Annotated in this window: 3 protein-coding genes and 1 pseudogene; all 4 read right to left on the reverse strand. The window is 52.0% G+C overall.

The window, feature by feature from the left end; genetic code table 11:
* Window positions 1–878: pseudogene (locus ACTHUE_RS13915) on the reverse strand (glycine dehydrogenase (aminomethyl-transferring)); the annotation flags it as partial.
* Between the two features lie 55 nt (window positions 879–933).
* Window positions 934–1,485, reverse strand: a complete 552-nt coding sequence (locus tag ACTHUE_RS13920; protein WP_070460360.1) for a DNA-3-methyladenine glycosylase I — start codon at window positions 1,483–1,485, stop codon at window positions 934–936.
* A 107-nt stretch (window positions 1,486–1,592) separates the two neighbouring features.
* Window positions 1,593–1,991, reverse strand: a complete 399-nt coding sequence (gene gcvH / locus ACTHUE_RS13925) for a glycine cleavage system protein GcvH (RefSeq protein ID WP_036492952.1) — start codon at window positions 1,989–1,991, stop codon at window positions 1,593–1,595.
* 147 nt (window positions 1,992–2,138) lie between these two features.
* Window positions 2,139–3,190, reverse strand: a 1,052-nt coding sequence (gcvT, locus tag ACTHUE_RS13930) for a glycine cleavage system aminomethyltransferase GcvT (protein WP_440423763.1), incomplete at its 5' end; no start/stop codon positions are given.

Genomic DNA, 3,190 nt, shown 5'->3' on the forward strand with positions numbered 1-3,190 from the left:
CCAGGAGCGGAACGTTTGAACTCGTCTTTAAACGCGAAATAAGCAGCGTGCGGACCACCGAAGCCCATCTGCACACCGAAGCGTTGGGTATTGCCCAAGGCAATATCCGCACCCAACTCGGCAGTAGATTTCAGCAAAACCAAGCTCATGATATCAGCGGCAACGGCCACGATTGTGCCTTTTGCTTTCAGACGGCCGATAACGTCCTGCAAGTCTTGCACATCGCCGTCTTTACCAACGTATTGGAACAGCGCACCGAAGTATTCGCCTTCATCCGCTTGGGCAAAATCGCCGACCACCAGTTCAAAGCCGAAATATTTGGCGCGGGTTTTCATCACATCCAAAGTTTGCGGATACACGCGCGCATCCACAAAGAAACGCTCGGATTTCACTTTGCCCACGCGGTGCGCCATCGCCATCGCTTCGGCGGCAGCAGTCGCCTCATCCAGCAAAGACGCGCCTGCCACAGGGAAACCGGTCAAATCGATACACACTTGTTGGAAGTTCAACAAAGCTTCCAAACGACCCTGTGCAATTTCCGCCTGATACGGGGTGTAGGCGGTGTACCAACCCGGATTTTCCAATACGTTGCGCAAAATCACATTCGGCACGCGGGTCGGGTAATAGCCCAAACCGATATAGGATTTGTTGATCACGTTTTTCGACGCGATGCCTTTCAATTTCGCCAACGCGTCCGCCTCGGTCAACGCTTCGGGCAAATTGAGTTCGGACGGCATACGGATGCTTTGCGGCACGGTATTGCCGACAAAATCATCCATGCTCTTCTCGCCGAGCGCTTCCAAAAGCGCAGCCTCGTCGCCAAAACTCAAATGGCGCGCGGCAAATTCATTCGGGTTGAACAATTCAGATAGTTTCATTTCTACTCCTTCGGTGTTATCGATATCAACACTGTTTTTTCTTGCAAATGTTGTTTCAGACGACCTCCGCCCACTTTGGACGACATGCCAATATTTCCCTATAAACCGGACAGGTTGCCACATGCGCGCCGGGCAGGTAGCCGGTACTCATTAAAAATTCGCCGACGATTTCGCCGCCGACAAATTTGAAATGTTTTTTAAACAGTTTCACCCATTCAGCCTTGTCGAGCGGATGGTTCGCATCGAGCCAGTTTTTGAATGAGCCGTATTCTTGCTGTATTTGTCTGATTTGTCGCGCGTTATAAATGGCTGCGTTGATTTTCAGTCGGTTGCGGACGATGCCTGCATCGGCAAGCAGTCGCTCAATATCGGTTTCGTCAAATGCGGCGACCGTATCGATGTCGAAACCTTTAAATGCCGTCTGAAATGCCTGCTGCTTCTTCAGCATCAGCGTCCAGCTTAATCCTGCCTGATTGATTTCCAACACCAGCCGCTCAAACAATTCATTGTCGTCCTCAATCGGAAAACCGTATTGCGTGTCGTGATAATGTTTGTTGGGGTTGTCCGTATCGTCAGGAAGCGTGGCGACAAATTCGCAGTAATTCATGTTTGCTGAGGAAAAATTGAAACAAAGGCCGTCTGAAAGCATTTTTCAGACGACCTAAGACCTGCAATATCAAACAGATGAAAAACCTGTTTGGATGTTTGCAAAAATCAAGCTACTTCGCCTGCGTATTGTTCGGCAGTCAGCAGACCGTCGTAATCGGCAGGGTTGGCAGGTTTGATTTTGAAGAACCAGCCTGCGCCGTAAGGATCGCTGTTGGCAGTTTCCGGAGCGCTTGGCAAATCTTCGTTGACGGCAACGACTTCGCCTGCAATCGGCGCGTACACGTCAGATGCGGCTTTTACAGACTCAACCACACCGGCTTGCTCTTCGGCAGCCAGGTTTGCACCAACTTCTGGCAGCTCGACAAACACGATGTCGCCCAACAGCTCTTGCGCGTGATGGGTAATGCCGACGGTGATGGTACCGTCTTCTTCAAGGCGCAGCCATTCGTGGCTGGCAACGTATTTCAGTTCTGCTGGGATGTTGCTCATGGTTTGATACTCCATTGATAGGGGGTTATTTTCAGACGGCATCTGCATGAATCAATATCCACAGATGCCTTGTTCAATGCTTTCTACAAACGTCCGTATCGGACGACAATTAAAACCTGCTTCCAGACGGCCCTTAACAAATAAAGGCCGTCTGAACCGATATTAATCAAACTGTTTTTGACCGTTGCGGACAAACGGCAGCTTCAGTACGCGTACGTCCACTTCTTTGCCGCGCATCAGAACTTTGGCGGTATCACCGTCAAAATCTTTCGGTACGCGTGCGATGGCGATGGATTGTTTCAGGCTTGGAGAGAATACGCCGCTGGTGGTTTCGCCTTGGCCTTTATCGGTCAACACTTCCATATGCGCGCGCAGAATGCCCCCTTTTTCGAGCAACAAGCCAACCTGTTTGACGGCAACGCCCTTTTCTTTCAATGCCACCAATGCGGCTTTACCGACGAAATCGCGGCTTTCGTCTTTCAAATCAACGGTCCAACCCATGCCTGCTTCGAGCGGGCTGGTATTGTCATCCATATCGTTGCCGTAGAGGTTCATACCGGCTTCCATGCGCAGGGTGTCGCGTGCGCCGAGACCGCAAGGCTGTACGCCTGCTGCTTGCAGGGCTTTGAAGAATGCGCCTGCTTCAGTACCCGGCAGAATCACTTCGACACCGTCTTCGCCGGTGTAGCCTGTACGGGCGACAAACCAGTCGTTGCCCAAGTCTGCACCTTGGAACGGTTTGAGATTATGGACGACATCCGCCCATTCGGGTTTGACGGTCAGGAGTTTTTCGATGGCTTTAGGGCCTTGTACGGCGAGCATGCCGAGGTCGTAGCGCGGATTGAAGGCAACGCCGAACTCTTGTCCGACTTTGTGGAATTGCGCCGTGTCTTTCTCGCGGGTCGCACCGTTGGACACGATGCGGTATTGGGTTTCGGCTTCGTTGGTGCGGTAAACGATCAAGTCGTCAATCACGCCGCCGTTATCGTTGAGCAAAGCGGAATAAAGGGCTTTGCCGACGAAGGCGAGTTTGGCAACGTCGTTGGCAATCAATTTGCGGAAAAAGGCTTTGGCGTTCGCTCCGGCGACGTCGGTAACGAGCATATGGGATACGTCAAACATACCGGCGTCGGTGCGCACGGCTTCGTGTTCGGCGATTTGTGAACCATAATGGATGGGCAGCTCCCAGCCGGCAAAATCTACCAGCTTCGCGC

Source organism: Neisseria sp. P0021.S005 (assembly GCF_051956955.1).